16 protein-coding genes are annotated in these 18,540 nt (G+C 35.5%); all 16 read right to left on the bottom strand.

The features are described from left to right. Positions 1 to 58: 58 nt before the first annotated feature. Positions 59 to 778 carry an elongation factor P 5-aminopentanone reductase gene (ymfI, locus tag BN1372_RS05890; protein ID WP_062197920.1) on the bottom strand — a complete coding sequence of 240 codons (720 nt, stop codon included), beginning with the start codon at positions 776 to 778 and terminating at the stop codon, positions 59 to 61. Beyond that, positions 771 to 2,078 (bottom strand): EF-P 5-aminopentanol modification-associated protein YfmH, encoded by a 1,308-nt coding sequence (yfmH, locus tag BN1372_RS05885; RefSeq protein WP_062197919.1) that lies wholly within the window; start codon positions 2,076 to 2,078, stop codon positions 771 to 773. The genes ymfI and yfmH overlap by 8 nt, the downstream gene beginning before the upstream one ends. After that, positions 2,075 to 3,355: an EF-P 5-aminopentanol modification-associated protein YfmF gene (gene yfmF, locus BN1372_RS05880; RefSeq protein ID WP_062197918.1), complete on the bottom strand. Its 1,281-nt coding sequence runs from the start codon at positions 3,353 to 3,355 to the stop codon at positions 2,075 to 2,077. Before yfmF ends, yfmH begins: the two co-directional genes overlap by 4 nt. A 68-nt stretch (positions 3,356 to 3,423) precedes the next feature. Beyond that, the gene (locus BN1372_RS15480; protein ID WP_062197917.1) at positions 3,424 to 4,734 is read right to left on the bottom strand and encodes a globin-coupled sensor protein; all 1,311 of its coding nucleotides are present in this window, start codon (positions 4,732 to 4,734) and stop codon (positions 3,424 to 3,426) included. A 99-nt stretch (positions 4,735 to 4,833) separates the two neighbouring features. Beyond that, positions 4,834 to 6,198 (bottom strand): cbb3-type cytochrome c oxidase subunit I, encoded by a 1,365-nt coding sequence (locus BN1372_RS05870; RefSeq protein ID WP_062197916.1) that lies wholly within the window; start codon positions 6,196 to 6,198, stop codon positions 4,834 to 4,836. 190 nt (positions 6,199 to 6,388) lie between these two features. Next, positions 6,389 to 8,665 carry a DNA translocase FtsK gene (locus BN1372_RS05865; protein ID WP_062197915.1) on the bottom strand — a complete coding sequence of 759 codons (2,277 nt, stop codon included), beginning with the start codon at positions 8,663 to 8,665 and terminating at the stop codon, positions 6,389 to 6,391. A 112-nt stretch (positions 8,666 to 8,777) separates the two neighbouring features. Beyond that, on the bottom strand, positions 8,778 to 8,987 hold the full coding sequence (locus BN1372_RS05860) for a YlzJ-like family protein (protein ID WP_062197914.1): 210 nt from the start codon (positions 8,985 to 8,987) through the stop codon (positions 8,778 to 8,780). Further along, the gene (locus BN1372_RS05855; protein WP_147515344.1) at positions 8,987 to 9,700 is read right to left on the bottom strand and encodes a ClpP family protease; all 714 of its coding nucleotides are present in this window, start codon (positions 9,698 to 9,700) and stop codon (positions 8,987 to 8,989) included. The genes BN1372_RS05860 and BN1372_RS05855 overlap by 1 nt, the downstream gene beginning before the upstream one ends. Before the next feature lie 94 nt (positions 9,701 to 9,794). After that, entirely contained in the window at positions 9,795 to 11,462 is a 1,668-nt protein-coding gene (locus BN1372_RS05850) for a ribonuclease J (RefSeq protein WP_062197912.1), read from the bottom strand. 498 nt (positions 11,463 to 11,960) lie between these two features. After that, positions 11,961 to 12,833 (bottom strand): 4-hydroxy-tetrahydrodipicolinate synthase, encoded by an 873-nt coding sequence (gene dapA, locus BN1372_RS05845; RefSeq protein WP_062197911.1) that lies wholly within the window; start codon positions 12,831 to 12,833, stop codon positions 11,961 to 11,963. 28 nt (positions 12,834 to 12,861) lie between these two features. Continuing rightward, positions 12,862 to 14,103, bottom strand: a complete 1,242-nt coding sequence (dapG, locus tag BN1372_RS05840; RefSeq protein WP_062197910.1) for an aspartate kinase — start codon at positions 14,101 to 14,103, stop codon at positions 12,862 to 12,864. 13 nt (positions 14,104 to 14,116) lie between these two features. After that, positions 14,117 to 15,166: an aspartate-semialdehyde dehydrogenase gene (gene asd, locus BN1372_RS05835; protein ID WP_062197909.1), complete on the bottom strand. Its 1,050-nt coding sequence runs from the start codon at positions 15,164 to 15,166 to the stop codon at positions 14,117 to 14,119. 168 nt (positions 15,167 to 15,334) lie between these two features. Next, positions 15,335 to 15,922 carry a dipicolinate synthase subunit B gene (locus BN1372_RS05830; RefSeq protein WP_062197908.1) on the bottom strand — a complete coding sequence of 196 codons (588 nt, stop codon included), beginning with the start codon at positions 15,920 to 15,922 and terminating at the stop codon, positions 15,335 to 15,337. After that, positions 15,916 to 16,824, bottom strand: coding sequence for a dipicolinic acid synthetase subunit A (gene dpaA, locus BN1372_RS05825; RefSeq protein ID WP_062197907.1), 909 nt, complete (start codon positions 16,822 to 16,824; stop codon positions 15,916 to 15,918). The genes BN1372_RS05830 and dpaA overlap by 7 nt, the downstream gene beginning before the upstream one ends. Before the next feature lie 78 nt (positions 16,825 to 16,902). Then, positions 16,903 to 17,145, bottom strand: a complete 243-nt coding sequence (locus BN1372_RS05820) for a YlmC/YmxH family sporulation protein (protein WP_062197906.1) — start codon at positions 17,143 to 17,145, stop codon at positions 16,903 to 16,905. A 96-nt stretch (positions 17,146 to 17,241) separates the two neighbouring features. After that, positions 17,242 to 18,480 (bottom strand): M16 family metallopeptidase, encoded by a 1,239-nt coding sequence (locus BN1372_RS05815; protein WP_062197905.1) that lies wholly within the window; start codon positions 18,478 to 18,480, stop codon positions 17,242 to 17,244. Positions 18,481 to 18,540: the final 60 nt, after the last annotated feature.

Below are 18,540 nucleotides of genomic sequence, written 5' to 3'. Positions count from 1 at the left end.
TTACAAGTTAGTCATCATTATTTTGCGTAAGGCGTTAAAAAATATGCATGTTTTTTTCTTAATACCATGCTCCATTTACTGAAAGAACTTGGCCATTAATATAATGAGCATGCTCAGAAATTAAAAAAGCAACAGCATGCGCAACATCGCTTGGTGTACCTAATTCTCCCGCAGGAATTTCTGCTTTTAGCTCCTCTTTTTCTTCTTCAGAAAATGTATATAACATTTTTGTGTCAATGGCTCCAGGTGCAACCGCATTAACCGTAATACCACTAGGAGCCACTTCTTTTGCCAATGCTTTCACAAAAGAAATTTGGCTCCCTTTCACCATCGAATAAAGAACTTCACACGATGCACCAACAATTCCCCATACCGAGGAAATAATAACGATTCTTCCACTTTTTTTTCGAATCATCGATGAAAGTAATTTTTGGATTAATAAAAAAGGACTGGTTGTATGTAATTGAACCATTTCTTCTACTTCTGTTTGAAGCATGTCCGTTATTAAACCATAATAACTACTCCCGCTATTGTAAATAACGCAATCAATCGGATGAATAATTTGATGTAAAAGTACCTCTACTCCATCTGGCTTAGATAAATCACTCTGGACAGGAATACATTGAACAGAATCTGGCATTTCCTTCATTAGTTCTTCTACCGCTCGTTTATTTTGATAAAAATGGACATATAAAATAGAAAAATGAGAGGCAAGCGACTTTGCAATCGCTTGCCCGATATCCCCACTAGCTCCGGTTATTAACGCTACTTTACTCATTTATTTCACCACTCGTTTGGTTAGGTTTAACATGGAAAACAGAATAGTAATCAAATTGAAACAATTCTTTTCGAACTTTTTCTAAATCGTCTAACGTGATGTTTTCTAATACTTTCGGAACATCAAATAAGTTCATTTCGTTAAATTGATAACGAGTAAACTGGTTGGCAATGTATTCTGGTGAATTTAATGCCCGCATAAATTTCCCGATTTTATTTTTCTTAATTCTCGTTAAAGTAACTTCATCTAGCGATTCATGTAAAAATGACTCGATTATTTCTTGAATTCGTTTGCTTAGCAGATCACTATTTTTTGTGTCTCCACCAATCATTACAAAACCATATCCATTTTCTTCTGTATAGCTATATCCAAAAGAACGATCGATTAAGCCTTCTTCATATAGATTTTCATAATATGGGCTACTCGAAGCGAAAAGATAATCGAGTAATAATTCAACAACTGATTCATATTTTAACAATTCTTCTCCTTGATGATAAGGAGCTGTTTGCTTAAATCCACAATAGCATTTTGACACTTGAACGGGCATATGCAATGTCCGTTCCTTTTTCCATACTTCTTTTGGTTCTTCCTCAAAATATCGATGTAACGGACTCGGTTGTTTAAATGTTTTTTTTGCTTGGTTTTTACGAATAGATTCCATAATTTGTTCTGGATTAACCGCTCCAACGACAAACAATAACATATTGGATGGATGATAAAATGTTTCATAACAAGTATACAGTAAGTCCTTCGTAATATGTGAAATCGATTCTTCAGTTCCTGCGATATCAATTCGTACTGGATGTGTATGGTATAAGTTTTCAATAAATCCAAAGTATGCTCGCCAATCCGGATTATCGTCATACATTCGAATTTCTTGCCCAATAATACCCTTTTCTTTTTCTACAGAACTTTGGGTAAAGTAAGGTTCTTGCACAAAATCAAGCAACGTCATTAAATTTTCTTCTACGTTTGATGTAGAAGAAAATAAATATGCTGTACGTGTAAAAGACGTAAAAGCATTCGCTTGAGCACCTTGTTTACTAAACGTATAAAATACATCCCCGTCTTCTTTTTCAAACATTTTATGTTCTAAAAAATGAGCAATGCCATCTGGGACTTCTATCGCTTCCATAGAACCAATTGGAGTAAAGTGTCGGTCAATGGAACCATATTTAGTTGTAAACGTTGCGTATGTTTTATGAAATCCTTCTTTATTTAGAACATAAGCATCTAAACCGTTATCTAGTTTTTCATGCCATAACGTTTCATTCAACGTTTCAAATACGATTTTTTTCATTTTCCCGCACCTTCTTTCCCTTTTAAGAAATAAATGGTTGAAATTTTTACTTTTTGAGCGAATTGTTGAATATCTTCTTTGGTCACTTGCTCTATTTTTTTAATCCAATCGTCCACAGTTGAAACATGGCCACCCATCAAAATTTGATAATACAGTTCAATTAACCCGTTTGGATAATCGGTGGACTCTAATAATTGATTTGCTAACAGTTGTTTCGTTTGATACAATTCATCGCCAGTGATGTGCCCATCTTGGATTGCTTTTAACTGTTCTTTAATAATTTTCACTGCTTGTGTATAATTTTTTGTTTCAATTCCACTTAATATAAACAAGGCACCTTTATACGACTCAAAATAAGATGCTGCATAATAAGCCAAACTTGCCTTTTCACGTACATTCATAAATAATTTAGAATGAGCAAAACCACCTAAAATACCATTGTAAACTTGTAAAGCAAAATAATCAGCATCGTGAATCGACGTATTCGTCCATAAACCAATATTTAATTTTCCTTGACTCACTTGCTCTTGTTCATGGACTACTTTTTCTTCCTGCCCTTGTTGCATGACCGCATTTTGTTGTACAGTTAGTCTTTTTTCAGAATGAGGAAACGAAAAATAACGATCAATGGCAGCCGGTAATTTTTCTTCTTCCACATCCCCAACGACAAACAAATCAATTCGGTCATTTTGTAAACAAGTCAAATAATAGTCATATAATTCTTTTGCAGAAATAGCTTCCACTGATTCTTTCGTACCAAAAAGATAATCGCCATACGGATTGTTTGGAAACATTTCTTCCATTAGACGTTGCTTTGCATATTTCATTTTATCATCATAGATACCTTCAATTTTTTGCAACATCGATTTTTTTTCTTGCTGGACAATTTTCGAATCGAAAGCACTATTTACCGTTAATGGATGTAATATTAACTCGCTTAAAAAAGCTAATCCCTCGTTCAAAATATCTGATGCATGACGCAAATATTTTTCATTTACGATTTCAAGCCGGAACGCAAGAATTTGATAATCTCCTTTTTTTGATACATCTGCTGTTAAAGTGGCCCCATATAGATTTTCTAAATGTTGATTGATGGCAGCCGTGGACGGATATTTTTCAGTACCACTTTGTAGAATATATGCAAGAATAGAACGCATAGCAAGCGTTTCTTTCTTCAATGGAGCTTGCATATAAATTGCAATCGTTGTTGTTTTAAATTTTTTTGTCTTTAACGTATGAAGCTGTACATTTCCTTGTTGCACTATTGTACTATTCATGCCGTTTCATCACATCCTCTATCTTTCATATGTTATAGATTTAGGGTATCCATTCTTTTATATTTTACTTAAATTTTCTGCGTTAATGCTTGTAAGTTCATGATTGTATCATTTAATTCATTTGCCGTTTTTTCGACACGCATAATTTCTCTGTGAAGCTCTTCCACATAATCATTCACTTGAATAAATTGTTTTTGTGTTTCATGCATATCATGTGTCATTTGATCAAACGTTTCCGTCGTTTCACCGATTACATCGTGTCCTTTTTCAACTTCTTCCGTAATGTTTTTCATTTTTTTCGAATGTTCATTAATTTGATCAATGGTATCTTCAATTAATTCGCGAACATTTTTAACAGAATCCTTTGTTTGTTCCGCTAGTTTTCGTACCTCATCTGCTACGACAGCAAAACCCTTTCCATATTCTCCAGCTCGAGCAGCCTCGATAGCAGCATTTAACGCAAGCAAGTTCGTTTGATCGGCAATACCTTGCACAATATTAATAATTTCAGCAATTTGATTTGATCTTTCTGCTAAAACCGTCATATTTTTTGTCATTTGATTCATTTCTCGGTTAATCGATTCAAAAAGTTTCGTCATCACCGAAATATCTTGTTTACTTTTTGCAGTTGTTTCTACTAATTCTTCTGATTTTTCTGTCCCTGCAATCGTTTGTTGTTGAATTAAAACGGCATCTTGATTCATTTGGTCTACCGATGATTTTGTCTGGTCACTTAATTGAACTAAATTTTCACCCGTATCAGAAATAGATTGTAAAATAATCGCTTTTTTATTTCCTTGTTCCTGAACCATTTTTTCTAATTCTTCGTCATATTCCTCTAATACAATTTGTTGCTCTAAATTAATCATTTTTGTTACAGATGTAATAAATTCTATCTTTAGTTCTGATTCAAATGGTAGAGTCCCGGTAATATCAATCAATGACTTTAATAAGTTTTGTAAAGATCCCATATACCATTTTTGTTTTAAACCAATCTGAACGTGTCGTTTAGCAATCCGTTTTCGTTTTTCATAATAAACATCATCCACGTTACCCGCAAACATCTCAGAAAGATGAACATTTAATGTCTTCTTCAAACGTTCTACTGTAGAATGGTTGTGAATAATCGCTGATAATGATGGAACTTTTTCAATCTGATCATAAAATGAATCTACTACTTTTGAAATAGCAGGTTGTATGTATGGTTGAAGAAATTGAACATTTTGTAAATCTTTTTTCGTCAATTGAATCATGTTCATTTGCATTTGAAGCTCAGTATATGAACTTACATTTATGTTGGGATTCATTTTGTTTATTTCTTTCTCATACGTTGCTTGCTGTTCATTAGAATCGTTTTTTGAAAATAACCATCCCTTCATCATGTATCACTCCTTGTCTATCCTTAAATATTACCACAAATGCCAAAAAAACAAACAGACTCTCTATAAAATAGAGAGTCTGTTTTGGAAAAAAATATATTAAGCAACTTCTTCAGATTTGATGATGCCGCCTTTTTCTACTTTTTCACCTTTTGAAAGTGTCATAAAGATATTAATAGCAAAGATGATTTGACCTAAAATCATCATTAAACCACCAATACCACGAGCTGCTACATATGGACGAACCATATCAACAGTTTCGATGAATGCAGTACCTTTAATCCATTCGAAACCTTGGATAATACCAGCAACCCATAACGCAAAAGCAAACACTAAGAAACCTACAACAGTTAAGAAATAGTGAGCTTCCATCATTCCACGGCTGAAAATTTGTTTTCCAGTAATACGAGGAATTACGTAGTAGATAGTTGCCATTGTTACAATCGAGAATCCGATTGGTCCAACATGAGCATGTCCTACTGTCCAATGTGTAAACTTAATAACAGAGTTTACGGATGGTAATGATTGGAAAGGACCTTGTAAACATGCCATTAAGTATAAAATTGCACCCGTCATGACAAAACGTAAAGGAATGTTGTCACCAACTTTATTCCAAGCGCCTTTCATCGTTCCAAATACGTTCGCTAATACTGCCCATACCGGAATAATTAAAAGTAAAGAAGGAATAATACCAGCTTTGTTTAACCATCCAGGAAGCGGACCGTTCATTAAATGGTGAGGACCGTTCCAAACGTAGAATGTTGCAATTGTCCAGAATCCAATTAATGATAACTCATGGCTATATAATGGGCGATTGGTTAATTTAGGAAGTAAGAAATAAATTTGACCTACCCCTACTGTTGTTAACCATAAACCAATAGCTGAGTGACCTAGGAACCATGCCATGTTTGCTTGGTTTGCACCTGATGCCCATGGCCAGTTACCAATAATCGTAATTGCTGGTAACCATAATAATGATCCCATAAAGTACCAAAGTGATACGTATAATTGCTTTTCTTTACGATTCGCAATTGTTTTGAAAATGTTTGTTGCTACAACAACCATTCCAATAACAGATAACACCACAATCCAAGTTGGGAATTGTGCGTATTCAAGTGGTTTTACATCTCCAAATCCTAAGAACGCTACAACTACTGTTACCATAAGAAGGTTCCAGTAAATAGCAGCAAAGTTACCTTGACGTTCACTCCAAAGTTTTGTGCGTGTTAATTTTGGAACCATGTAGAACATCGCACCGATGAATCCCATGGTCATCCAAGCAAACACAACAATCATAACGTGGAGCGGACGAACTCGACCATATGTCATATACTGGAAGTTTAAAAAGTCTGGCCAAATTTGTTTCGTCGCAACGATTAAACCAAAGGCCATACCAGTGACGAGCCAGAACAGTGACGATAAAAGCCAATGCTTCGACGCACTGTTTTCTGCAGTTGATAACATATTTTTCCCCCGCTTTCTCAAAAAATATCAATCTCATATAAGGCATACTATGGGTAATGGTATTGTCTTCTATATGTTAGTATATGAGAACCTTTCTAATTGTTCAATAGTTTAACACAACTTTCAATAATTTTTCATAATTTCCGTAAAACAATCCTAAGAAAAATAAGTTTACTTACGAATAATTTTTTTATTTTTGTTCTCTTTCTTTTAATACTTTTCGTGGTTTGCTTCCCTCATACGGACCAACAATTCCATTTGCCTCCATTGCATCAATTAATCGTGCAGCTCTTGCATATCCAATACGAAAACGACGCTGTAACATTGAAACAGAAGCTGTTTGCATTTCTATCACTAAACTTACTGCTTCTTCATACAACTCATCTTCTACTGTTGTTTCTTCCTGTATCGTTTCTGTAATCATCATAGAAGCTTCATATTGTGCTTTTTGTTGAGAAATAACATAATCCACCATTTTATGTACTTCTTCATCTGATACAAAAGCACCCTGTATACGAACTGGTTTCGATTCTCCTACCGGTAAAAATAACATATCCCCACGGCCTAACAACTTTTCAGCGCCGCCCATGTCTAATATCGTTCGTGAATCGGTCATCGATGATACACTGAACGCTATTCTTGAAGGAATATTTGCTTTAATGACTCCTGTGATAACGTCCACAGAAGGCCTTTGTGTTGCAATAATTAAATGAATACCAGCTGCACGTGCCATTTGAGCTAGACGAGTAATCGATTCTTCTACATCACTAGATGCAACCATCATCAAGTCTGCTAATTCATCCACAATGACAACAATATATGGGAGAAACGGTTGCTTTTTCTCATCTGTTGCATTATGTTTCCTAATAAAATCATTATATCCTTCTATATTTCTCGTTCCAGAATGAGAAAATAATTCATATCGCCGTTCCATTTCTTGTACAATTTTATGCAGTGCTTGCGATGCTTTTTTCGGATCGGTCACAACCGGTGTCAATAAATGAGGGATACCATTATAAACACTTAATTCCACCATTTTGGGGTCAATCATCATCATCTTTACTTCATGTGGCTTCGCGTTTAATAAAATACTTAAAATAATGCCACTAATACATACACTTTTCCCGCTCCCAGTTGCACCCGCAACGAGAAGGTGAGGCATTTTTTTTAAGTCCCAAACGACCGGTTCACCAGAAATATTTCGACCAAGAGCTACAGTCAATTTGGAGGGCATATTTTTCTTTACCGGTGAATCGTACACTTCTCGTAATGAAACGACGGCAACTTCTTGATTTGGCACTTCAATTCCAACTGCTGATTTCCCAGGAATCGGAGCCTCAATACGCAAATCTTTTGCAGCTAAAGCTAGCGCTAAATCATCTGATAAATTGACAATTTTACTAACTTTTACGCCCGCTTCTGGATGGATTTCATACTTTGTTACAGCAGGACCTAAATGAACTTTCGTAACCGTTGCTTCGACTCCAAAACTTTGAAAGGTAGATTCTAAAATAGCAACATTTTTATTGATTCTTTTTTTCTCTCTCGATTGATTGATTGGTTTATTTAAGGTTAATAAATCAATTGGTGGTAATTGATAATCTTTATTTTCCGTTTCTCCGTTAAAAGGAACCGTTGCTACCTGTTCAGTTTCTTCTGATTGTTTTTCTTTTTGATTAGGATGGTCTGTTTTTATTTGTTTCTCCTGCAACACATGTTCTGTAAAATCCGCAATTTCTACTTCTTTTTCCTTGTTTGTAGATTCTTTTACGTTTCGTTTTTGTTTCTTTTTATTCGGTCGAGTCTCGTCGTCTTTTTGTTGTTTATTTGCAACTTTCCATTCTTTTACTTGCTGTTTTTTCTGCTCCACAAATTGCTTGAATGATATAAACAACCATTCATGAAAAGACTTTCCACCCCACAAAAAAATAGCAAAAATGATAAAAGAAACAGCAATTATTTTCGTTCCGAGTGGCGCGAATAAGTAATTAAAGCAAGCAAACAATACAGCTCCAAACATCCCACCACCGAGATAAATTTCTTTGTCGGCTGTTTTCATTTCTTCTAAAAATAAACGCCAAGTATTTCGAATAACCGAGTGATCTTCCCATTTATGTTGATTCGTCATTGTTTCAAATAAAAGAGTATGTACAAATAATAACAACGCACTAACTAAAATGAAAAAACTCACCCATTTTTTTGTGTTAAAATTGGGCAATGTCCGTTTTACAATTAAAAATCCGCCAATTACGATCATACTTCCAATAGCAACAAGATACAGTTCCCCAACAATTCCACGAAAAAAAGAACGAAAAATTTCTCCTGCCTTCCCGAGTTTTAATAACGTAACAATAGATAAAAGAACCATGATTAAACCGATTATTTCATACTTAATTTGATGTTGCCAAGAGGACGATTGTTTCGTAGATTTCTTCGTTGTTTTTTTTCGTTTTGATTGTTGCACCATTGTCATCACCTCTAAATTACTGCCAATACGAAAGAAAAGCAGTCGAAAAATACGACTGCTTTTACCTTTTCCTTTATTATAGCATACTTTCCTGCTAACGAAGAACAGTTGCTTAAAAAAGTAACGATATTTCTTGGCCAGGATAAAAATCATTTCTCAAAAAATCTTGTGGGTCCGTACTTAACAGTTGCACTATTTCTAACTTCCCATGTGGTTTTTCGATACAAAGCACCGGTCGTTGTTGAATCAAATACATCGTTTGTTTTACTTCCGTGTTTGTTTCTTGAAACATCGCTTCTTCTGGAACAATCGTATATAACATTACTGCACCAATCCTTTCTCACTCGAAGCTTCGATCATTTGATTTAATTTTTTCAATGCTTCACTAACTCCACCAACTTCATCAATTAATCCGATTTTCACTGCATCAACGCCCGCGACATTTGTACCGATATCGCGCGATAAGTTACCTGTTTTTAACATTAATTCCTTGAAGGTTTCTTCTGATATATCGGAATGTTGCGTAACAAAACGAACAACACGCTCTTGCATTTTATCCAAATATTCAAAAGATTGCGGTACACCAATAACAAGACCCGTTAACCGAATTGGATGAATCGTCATTGTTGCTGTTTCCGCAATAAAGGAATAAGAACTGGCTACTGCAATTGGAACACCTATCGAATGGCCACCACCTAGTACTAACGAAACGGTAGGTTTAGAAAGAGATGCGACCATTTCTGCAATAGCTAATCCTGCCTCTACATCCCCACCGACTGTATTTAAAATAAGCAACAACCCTTTAATGGATGGGTTTTGTTCAATAGCTACTAATTGTGGAATAACATGTTCATATTTCGTTGTTTTATTTTGAGGAGGTAATTGCATATGGCCTTCTATTTGTCCAATGATTGTCAGACAATGAATATTGGATGTTTCTGATTCAGGTACTTTTGTTTGTCCTAATTGTTCAATCGATTGTAATATCGTTTGCTGTTCATTTTCACTTTTTTCCACTTCTTTTTTTTCCATCATACGCCTCCTAAAAAATCTTTCCCTTCTTGTTTTCTTATGTTATCCATTCCACCACAAAAAAAAACCAGGAAAAAAATCCTGGTTTTTTTGCACACTAGACTTCCATAATGATAGGTAAAATCATCGGTCTTCGCTTTGTTTTTTCATGTAAAAATTGACTTAATGTTTCTCGAATATTATTTTTTAAACTAGACCATTCATTAATTTTTTCACTCATGCACTGATCTAAAATGTTCTTCACTAATTTTTGTGCTTCTTCCATCAATTCTTCAGATTCACGTACGTAAACAAATCCACGAGAAATAATTTCTGGACCAGAAACAATGACATTTGCCTTTTTACTTAATGTTACCACTACTACAAGGATGCCATCTTTTGAAAGAAGCCTACGGTCACGTAAGACGATATTTCCTACATCTCCTACTCCTAGACCATCGATGAGAACATTTCCTGATAATACTTTTCCTGATTTTTTTGCTTTTCGTTGTTTAAATTCAACGACATCACCATTTTCAATTAAAAACACACGATGTTTTGGAATACCAACCATATTCGCTATTTTTTGGTGCGCAATTTGCATGCGATATTCTCCGTGTATCGGTATGACAAATTTTGGTTTTAATAAATTCATCATTAATTTTAATTCTTCTTGACACCCGTGACCTGTCACATGAACACTTGAGCCATGAATGACGTTAGCTCCGATTCGTACTAATAAATCAATAGTACGAAAAGTAGTTAATTCACTACCTGGAATAGGTGTTGCAGCAATTAATACGGTATCACTTTCTTTAATCGATACTTGACGATGTTGATTTCTTGCCATGCGCGCCAACATACTAAGGGGTTCCCCCTGTGTTCCTGTCGTTAAAATCGTAATCATCGAATCGTCATAGTTAGAAATTTGATCAAGTGGAATTAACACGTCTTCCTTTATTTTCATATATCCCAATTGTTTTGCAATTGCTACTACTTTTTCCATACGTTTTCCATTAATTGCCACTTTTCGATTATTTTCATACGCAGCATCGAATATTTGTTGAATACGACCTAAGTTCGTAGCAAATGCAGCAACGATGATTCGCCCTTTTGTATGATAAAAAATCTTAGAAATCTCTTGTCCAACATCCCACTCTGAACCCGCATATCCTGGATACTCTGCATTTGTACTATCAGACAAGAGACAAAGTACACCTTTATCTCCAATCGCAGACATCTTTCCTAATTCTGCTTTCCGTCCGTTCATAGGCGTTTGATCAAATTTAAAATCACCTGTATAAACAATAGCACCTTGATTTGTATGAATACAAATCCCAACAGAGTCCGGTATACTGTGACTTGTTCCAAAGAAAGTAACCGTTATTTTATTAAATTTTAACGTAGTGTTCGAATGAATCACTTGTAGTAAAGGATACTGTGATAAACCGGTTTCTTTTAATTTATCTTCCAACAAAGCGAGTGTTAATTTTGTACCATATACAGGAACTTTCAATTTCTTTAAAAGATAAGGTAGTGCACCAATATGGTCTTCATGACCGTGTGTTAAAAAGATTCCTTTCACGCGTTCTTTATTGTCTAATAAATAAGTGACATCTGGGATAATAATATCAATCCCATACATTTCATTACCAGGATACATCAAGCCAGCATCTAATACGAAAATGTCTTCATCCACTTCCACGACATATAAATTTTTGCCGACTTCACCGACGCCTCCTAGAGCAAATACTTTAATTGACGATTGTTCATTTGTTTTTTGCAATGGTTTATCCTCCTAATAAGCATAAACCAATGTTTTACCTAGTATGAAAAACCCGTGCAACTCACTTATTCTTATTATAGCCTAGTGAGGATTTAAAAAACAAGAATTATTCGGTTTCATTTCCATTCAAAGTCTAAATGGCAAGATAAAAACCTTTATTTTCTGTAATAAAAGCCACAAAATATTATTCCTTGTTTATTCCACAAAACCTTTGTTTTTATAAAGAAATCTTCCATCAATAAGTGGTTTTCGTACTCCTTCACTGTTGGCTAGAGGTACTTATCCAACTTTTATCAAAAAAAACGGTGGGGGCGTAAAAGGCACTATTTGCCCCTAGAGCACTTTGACTTATAGCAGAAATGGTGAAGCTTAATTGTTTTCCATGCCACCTTCACATTTATCTTACTACCCTGTAATAAGTGATAAAAGAAAGTTCTATGATGAAGGAGCTTATTGTCTGTTTGAAGGCAAAAAAAAAGAGCGATATAATATCACTCTTTATAAATATGGTTGAATCGTGTTTTGAACTAGTTCTCGCTCTTCTTTTGAAAGTGGAATAATCGGTAACCGAACGCTTCCAACATCTAATCCTTTCATTTGTAAAGCTGCTTTTACTGGTGCAGGTGATGGTGCGATAAATAACGTACGCATCACTGGTAATAATTTTTGATGCATACTCGCAGCTTCTTTTAAGTGTCCTTCTTTAAATAATTTCACCATTTTGCTCATTTCATTTCCGATGACATGGCTTGCTACCGAAATAACACCAACTGCACCAATCGATAATGCAGGTAATGTTAAACCGTCATCTCCCGAATATAGAATAAAATCATCTGGTGTATTGGCAATAATTTCGGTGAAAGCATCTAAATTACCACTTGCTTCTTTTACCGATGTAATATTTTCAATTTCCGCCAAACGAATAATTGTCTTCGGTTGAATGTTCACACTAGAGCGTCCTGGAATGTTATAAATCATTACTGGTAGCGAAGTACTTTCTGCAATCGCTTTATAATGCTCGTATAACCCTTCTTGACTCGGTTTGTTATAATAGGGGGCAACCGCCATAATTCCGTCTACTCCAATTGATTCTGCTTGTTTTGTCATATCAATCGATGCTTTCGTATTGTTTGTGCCTGTTCCTGCGATAACAGGTACTCGTTTGTTTACGACAGATACAACATGTTTAAACATTGCTAATTTTTCTTCTGTTGTTAATGTAGGTGATTCCCCTGTTGTACCACAAACTACTAATCCTTCTGTTCCATTATTAATTAAATACTCCACAAGACGTGTAGTCGCCTCAAAGTCTACATTTCCTTTTCGATCAAACGGAGTTACCATAGCCGTTAATACTGAACCGAAATTCATTCTATTCACTCCTTACATATTTATCTACTTAACGAATAACTGAACATTTTGATGATTGATTTAATTTTTCTAATTCAAAAGCATGATGCAATGCATTTACTGCTTTGACCATATCTTTTTCTTTTACAAGTACCCAAATCGTTGTATGGCTATCAGCAGATTGTAAAATTTGAATACCTGCTTTACTTAGAGCATCGACAATAATGGCCGTTACACCAGGAACACCTGTCATTCCAGCACCAACCGCTGAAATTTTGGCACATTGCGGAATGACCTTTGGCTCATATCCTAGAGTTTGTAAAATTCGAACTGCTTCATCCGTTTTTTCTCCACTTACAGTGTACACAAGCCCTTGCGGATTAATATTAATAAAGTCAACGCTAATATTCGCACTAGCCATCGCTTTAAATACTCCTGATTGCATCTCGTAGCTTGTTTCTGTTGTTTCTAGTTGAATTTGTGTCACGTCTTTTACATGAGCAATTCCAGTAACAAGCCGTTCTGCAATATCTTGCCCTTTGTTCGGACGGGTCATTGACGTAACAAGTGTTCCAAGAGAATCAGAATACGTCGAACGAATACGGATTGGTATTTTCGCCTGCATGGCAATTTCTACCGCTCGTGGATGAATTACTTTTGCCCCTTGATAGGCCAAATTACAAATCTCATTATACGTTAATCTTGAAATGGGTTGCGCATCTTTTACAATACGTGGATCAGCAGTCATGACCCCTTCTACATCGGTAAAAATATCAATGTAATCTGCTGAAAGAGCTGCACCTAATGCAGCAGCACTCGTATCACTACCACCGCGACCTAACGTTGTTATTTCTCCGTTTTTACTCATCCCTTGAAACCCTGCTACAACAACGACATCAGCATTATTGAGTTCTTTTACAATACGTTCGCACTTCATGTCTATGATTTTAGCGTTCGTATGCTCTTCGTTCGTATGAAATCCTGCTTGTGCCCCAGTTAAAGCAACAGCATGAAGACCATTTTCATTTAACTGAGAAGTAAAGACAATGGACGAAATCACTTCTCCGCATGATAAAAGTAAATCTTTTTCACGCAATGCTAAGTAATTTGGATTCACTAAACTGAGCAACGTATCTGTTGCGTAAGCATCTCCATTACGTCCCATAGCAGATACGACACATACGACCTTATAGCCATCTTGAATCGCGCGCATAATATGTTTATACGCGCGATCACGGCCTATTTCATCTCGAAGCGAAGTCCCACCGAACTTTTGTACGATGACTTTCATGATGACACCTCTTTTATTTCAATAAACCAAGTTTAATTAGACTTTCTGCAATTTGTACAGAGTTCCATGCCGCACCTTTTAATAAATTATCCGATACAATCCACATATGGAAACCTTTTTTATCGTCTAAATCTTTACGGATTCGACCAACAAATGTATCGCGTTTTCCTTCTGCACCGACTGGCATTGGATATTCTTGGTTTTCTGGGCTGTCGACAACTGTCACACCATCTGCTAATTCTAATACTTTTTGAATATCTTCTACAGAAATTCCTTTTTTGTCTACTTTAATAAATACACTTTCTGCATGACCACGAACGATTGGAAGACGCACGCAAGTAGCTGCTACTTTTAAAGATGGTTCATGCATAATTTTTTTCGTTTCATTAATCATTTTCATTTCTTCATACGTGAATCCATTATCAGTAAATACGTCGATTTGTGGAATCGCATTAAACGCAATTTGATAATGTTTATCTCCACTACCTACTGGTAAAATATTTTTTTCCACTTTCGTTCCTTCAAGCACTTGTTTCGTTTGATTTTTAAGTTCTTGGATTGCACTTGCACCTGCTCCAGAAACTGCTTGATAGGTAGAAACAATTACTTTTTTCAAGCCAAATGCTTTACGAATTGGTTCTAGTGCAACGACCATTTGGATAGTAGAACAGTTAGGGTTCGCAATAATCCCTTTGTGCGTAAATAAATCAGCTTCGTTCACTTCTGGCACTACTAAAGGTACATTGGGATCCATTCGGTATGCACTTGTATTATCTACTACGATTGCACCGCGTTTCACTGCTTCTGGTACGAATTTTTTTGACACAGAACCACCAGCACTAAATAACGCAACGTCTACCCCTTCAAAACTTTCTGGTGTCGCTTCTTTTACCTCTACTTCTTCTCCTTTAAACATTAACTTTGTTCCGGCTGAACGTTTAGAAGATAATAAAGATAATTTGGCAATCGGGAAGTTTCTATCTTCTAGTGTTTGTAAAATCATTGTCCCAACAGCACCTGTTGCACCTACCACTGCAACATGAAATTCTTTTTTTGCTTTCATCTACATTATTCCCCTTCCCATGATTGACATCTCATTTGTCAAAAGTCGATTATTGTAAAGAATATTTAAAAATTATTTTACCACATTATCGCTTTAATAAAAGAATAAGTTTCTCTTGTACTATTACAATACGTCAAAAAACAATGATTATCAATGACTACTTTCTTTCTATCCATAGTTTTCGATAAGAATTGGCTGAATTTGTCTTCCATTTAATGCTTCGATAACCGTATCTTTTATTTTGGTCATATCAGCAACTAATGAGTTGGGTTTTTTAAATGGAGCATCTTGACCAAACGGTACAAAGTAAATATTTTTTGTTGCCATTAATTTCATAATATTGCTGCCGTTTAAGCCAAGGCCATCATTTGTTGAAAGCGCAATTACAACTGGTTTTAAATTGCGCATCGTTGCTTTTGCCGCCATAAGTACAGGGGAATCCGTTAAGGCATTGGCAAGTTTGCTTAAAGAGTTTCCCGTTAAAGGGGCAATCACCATGCAATCTAACGGATATTTCGGTCCCAATGGCTCCGCTTCCACAATAGAACCAATTAGTTTTTGATTCGTAAGCTGTTCAATTTTTTCCACCCATTCCGTTGCTTTCCCAAATCGTGTATCAGTTGATTGGAGTGTATATGATACAATAGGTACTACTTCCGCACCACTTTCCACTAGTTTTGCTATTTGTGGTAATACTTCTTCATACGTACAATGGGAACCAGTTAGGCCAAATCCAATTCGTTTTCCTTTTAACATTCTGCACCACTCCCTTTAAAAAAGTCAGAAGTTATTCTTTCTACACAAACGTCTGCTAAAATTTTTCCTGCCGTTCTTGGCGCAATCATTCCAGGTATTCCTGGTGCAAGAATAGCATTCATCCCCCGTTGTTTAGCAAAGGTAAAATCGGTCCCTCCTGGAGCAGAAGCTAAATCTAAAATAAACGTATGGAGTGGCATAGACGTTAACACTTCTTTTGTTAAAACAGGCGCAGGAATCGTATTTAAACAAATGTCCACATCTCTCATGCGTTCCTTCATCTCATCAAGCGGGTACACTTTGGCTCCCATTTCATATGCCCGTGCTAATTGACTGCTTTTTCTCGCAAATACAATCGCTTCTGCTTGTAATGCTTGAAAAGTACGCAACAAAGAAAGTGCAATACGACCAAAACCTAAAATGGCCACCTTGCTGCCATGAATCGTAAAATCTGTATATTTCATGGCTAAAAATAATGCACCTTCTGATGTTGGGATTGAATTATAAATCGCTAAATCATCTCGATCAAATAAGACAGTAACTTCTCGCGGAACTTCCTCTAACATAGTATCTAACGTGTTCGTTATAATTCCTGTATATATTTTACACTCTTTTTTTGTCCGCTTTAGCATCTCTGTTGTAAAAGAAAGCGTATCATGCGAAAAGACAGCCGTTAATTCTCCATTGTCTAAAACACCTGAAACGGGTAAAAACAAAGCGTCTGCTTTTTCAAAAGGATAAGCGTCTATTGCTTCTTTTTTTACACTAACAAAACTATTTTCCAATTTATCAAACCCGATTATCGTCACGTGCACGGATAATTGTTGTAATTTACGAATCAGTTCTACTTGTCGATGATCCCCGCCAAGAATGACTATTTCTAATGTTTTATGTTGCTTCAACTTTTGCTCACCCTCTTTTTCAATTTTGCTTCATAGTATGAACAAAATGAGACAGATGTGCATGTTACTTGTTCTTTTTTACTCGCTTTCCTCGGAATCAATAACCATGAAATCGTCCCCAATTTTTTTGATATTTTCCCAATAAATATACACTTCTTCTCCTGTTTTTTTCATTCCTAACCATTTTAACGTTGGAATAATAAAAGCCCGAACATACCCTGTTTCTTCATCAATTAAAACATCTGTTTGCCCGATAAAACCAAGGCGTTCTCCCCTTGAAATATCAATCATTTCTTTCCCGCTTAATTCACTTAACCTCATACTCTCCACCCCTTCTCCTTGATTACTATTTATGTATGGTTATAAAAATAGAAAAAGCACTATGCTCCTTAGATAAAAAGAAACATAGTGCTTTTTTTAATTTTTATCAACTGGAAAAGTTGCTTTCGGACTAATTAAGGCCCTTGAAAAAGATTGATCAAATAAATCTTTTGCAAGCATATTCACAGAAGATAATGTCACGGCATCAATTTGAGTAATAATTTCATCGAGAGAACGATGACGTTTTAATAGCAACTCATTTTTCCCATTGCGACTCATTCTACTATTTGTACTTTCCAACCCTAACATTAAATTCCCTTTTAATTGTTCTTTACTGTTCATAACCTCTTTTTCTGTTACTCCATGATGTTTTAAATCTTCAATTTCTTTTAAAATAACAGCATACAATTTTTCAAGTTGGTCACTTCCCGTTCCACCGTAAATGGTAAGTAATCCTTGGTCTTGATAAGAAGAATGATAGGAAAAAATAGAATAAGCTAGTCCTCGTTCTTCCCTTACTCCTTGGAACAAACGACTGCTCATTGACCCACCTAAAATATTATTTAAAATAGCTAAATCATATAAACGTTCATGTCCAACAGGCAAACCTTCAAATCCAATACATAGATGCGCTTGTTCGGTTGTTTTTTTCTTTGCCTTTGTATCAAATAAAAAGATTGGCTTTTCAGACGCCTTTTCATGATTTTGCGATGTAAAATGACCAAAATACGATTCAATTTCGCGAATAAATGATTCATCCACATTCCCTGCTACCGAAATGACCACAGCATCAGGAGAATACATTTGTTCCTTATAAGCAAATAAGTCATCTCTAGTAAAACTTTTAACCGTTTCTTTTGTTCCTAAAATAGGATATCCTAATGGATGAGTTCCAAAACTTGCTTGGGAGATACAGTCATGAACGATATCATCTGGTGTGTCTTCATACATCTTAATTTCTTCTAATACAACATTTTTTTCTTTTTCTAATTCTACTTCGATAAATGTAGATTCAAAAAACATGTCCGCTAACACATCTAATGCCATGCTTTTATGTGTATCTAGTACTTTTGCATAGTAGCAAGTATACTCTTTACTTGTAAATGCATTTACTTGACCACCTACACTATCAAATGACTCTGCAATTTCTTTTGCACTTCTTTTTTTTGTACCTTTAAAAAACATGTGTTCTAAAAAGTGTGAAATACCGTTGTTCTGCAACTCTTCATATCGCGAACCCGTTCCTACCCAAACGCCAATCGCGACTGAACGAACCGTTGTAATCGGTTCAATAATAACTCTTACTCCGTTTGTACATGTATGTTTGATAATCAAGTGCGTGTTCCTCCCATACTGCTAGCAATTCTTTACGATGAAAACTATTTACACTATATC

Source organism: Massilibacterium senegalense (assembly GCF_001375675.1).
Taxonomy (GTDB): Bacteria; Bacillota; Bacilli; order Bacillales; family Massilibacteriaceae; genus Massilibacterium; species Massilibacterium senegalense.
Note: the sequence above shows the minus strand (reverse complement) of the source record. Positions and strands in the feature narration are given on the sequence as shown.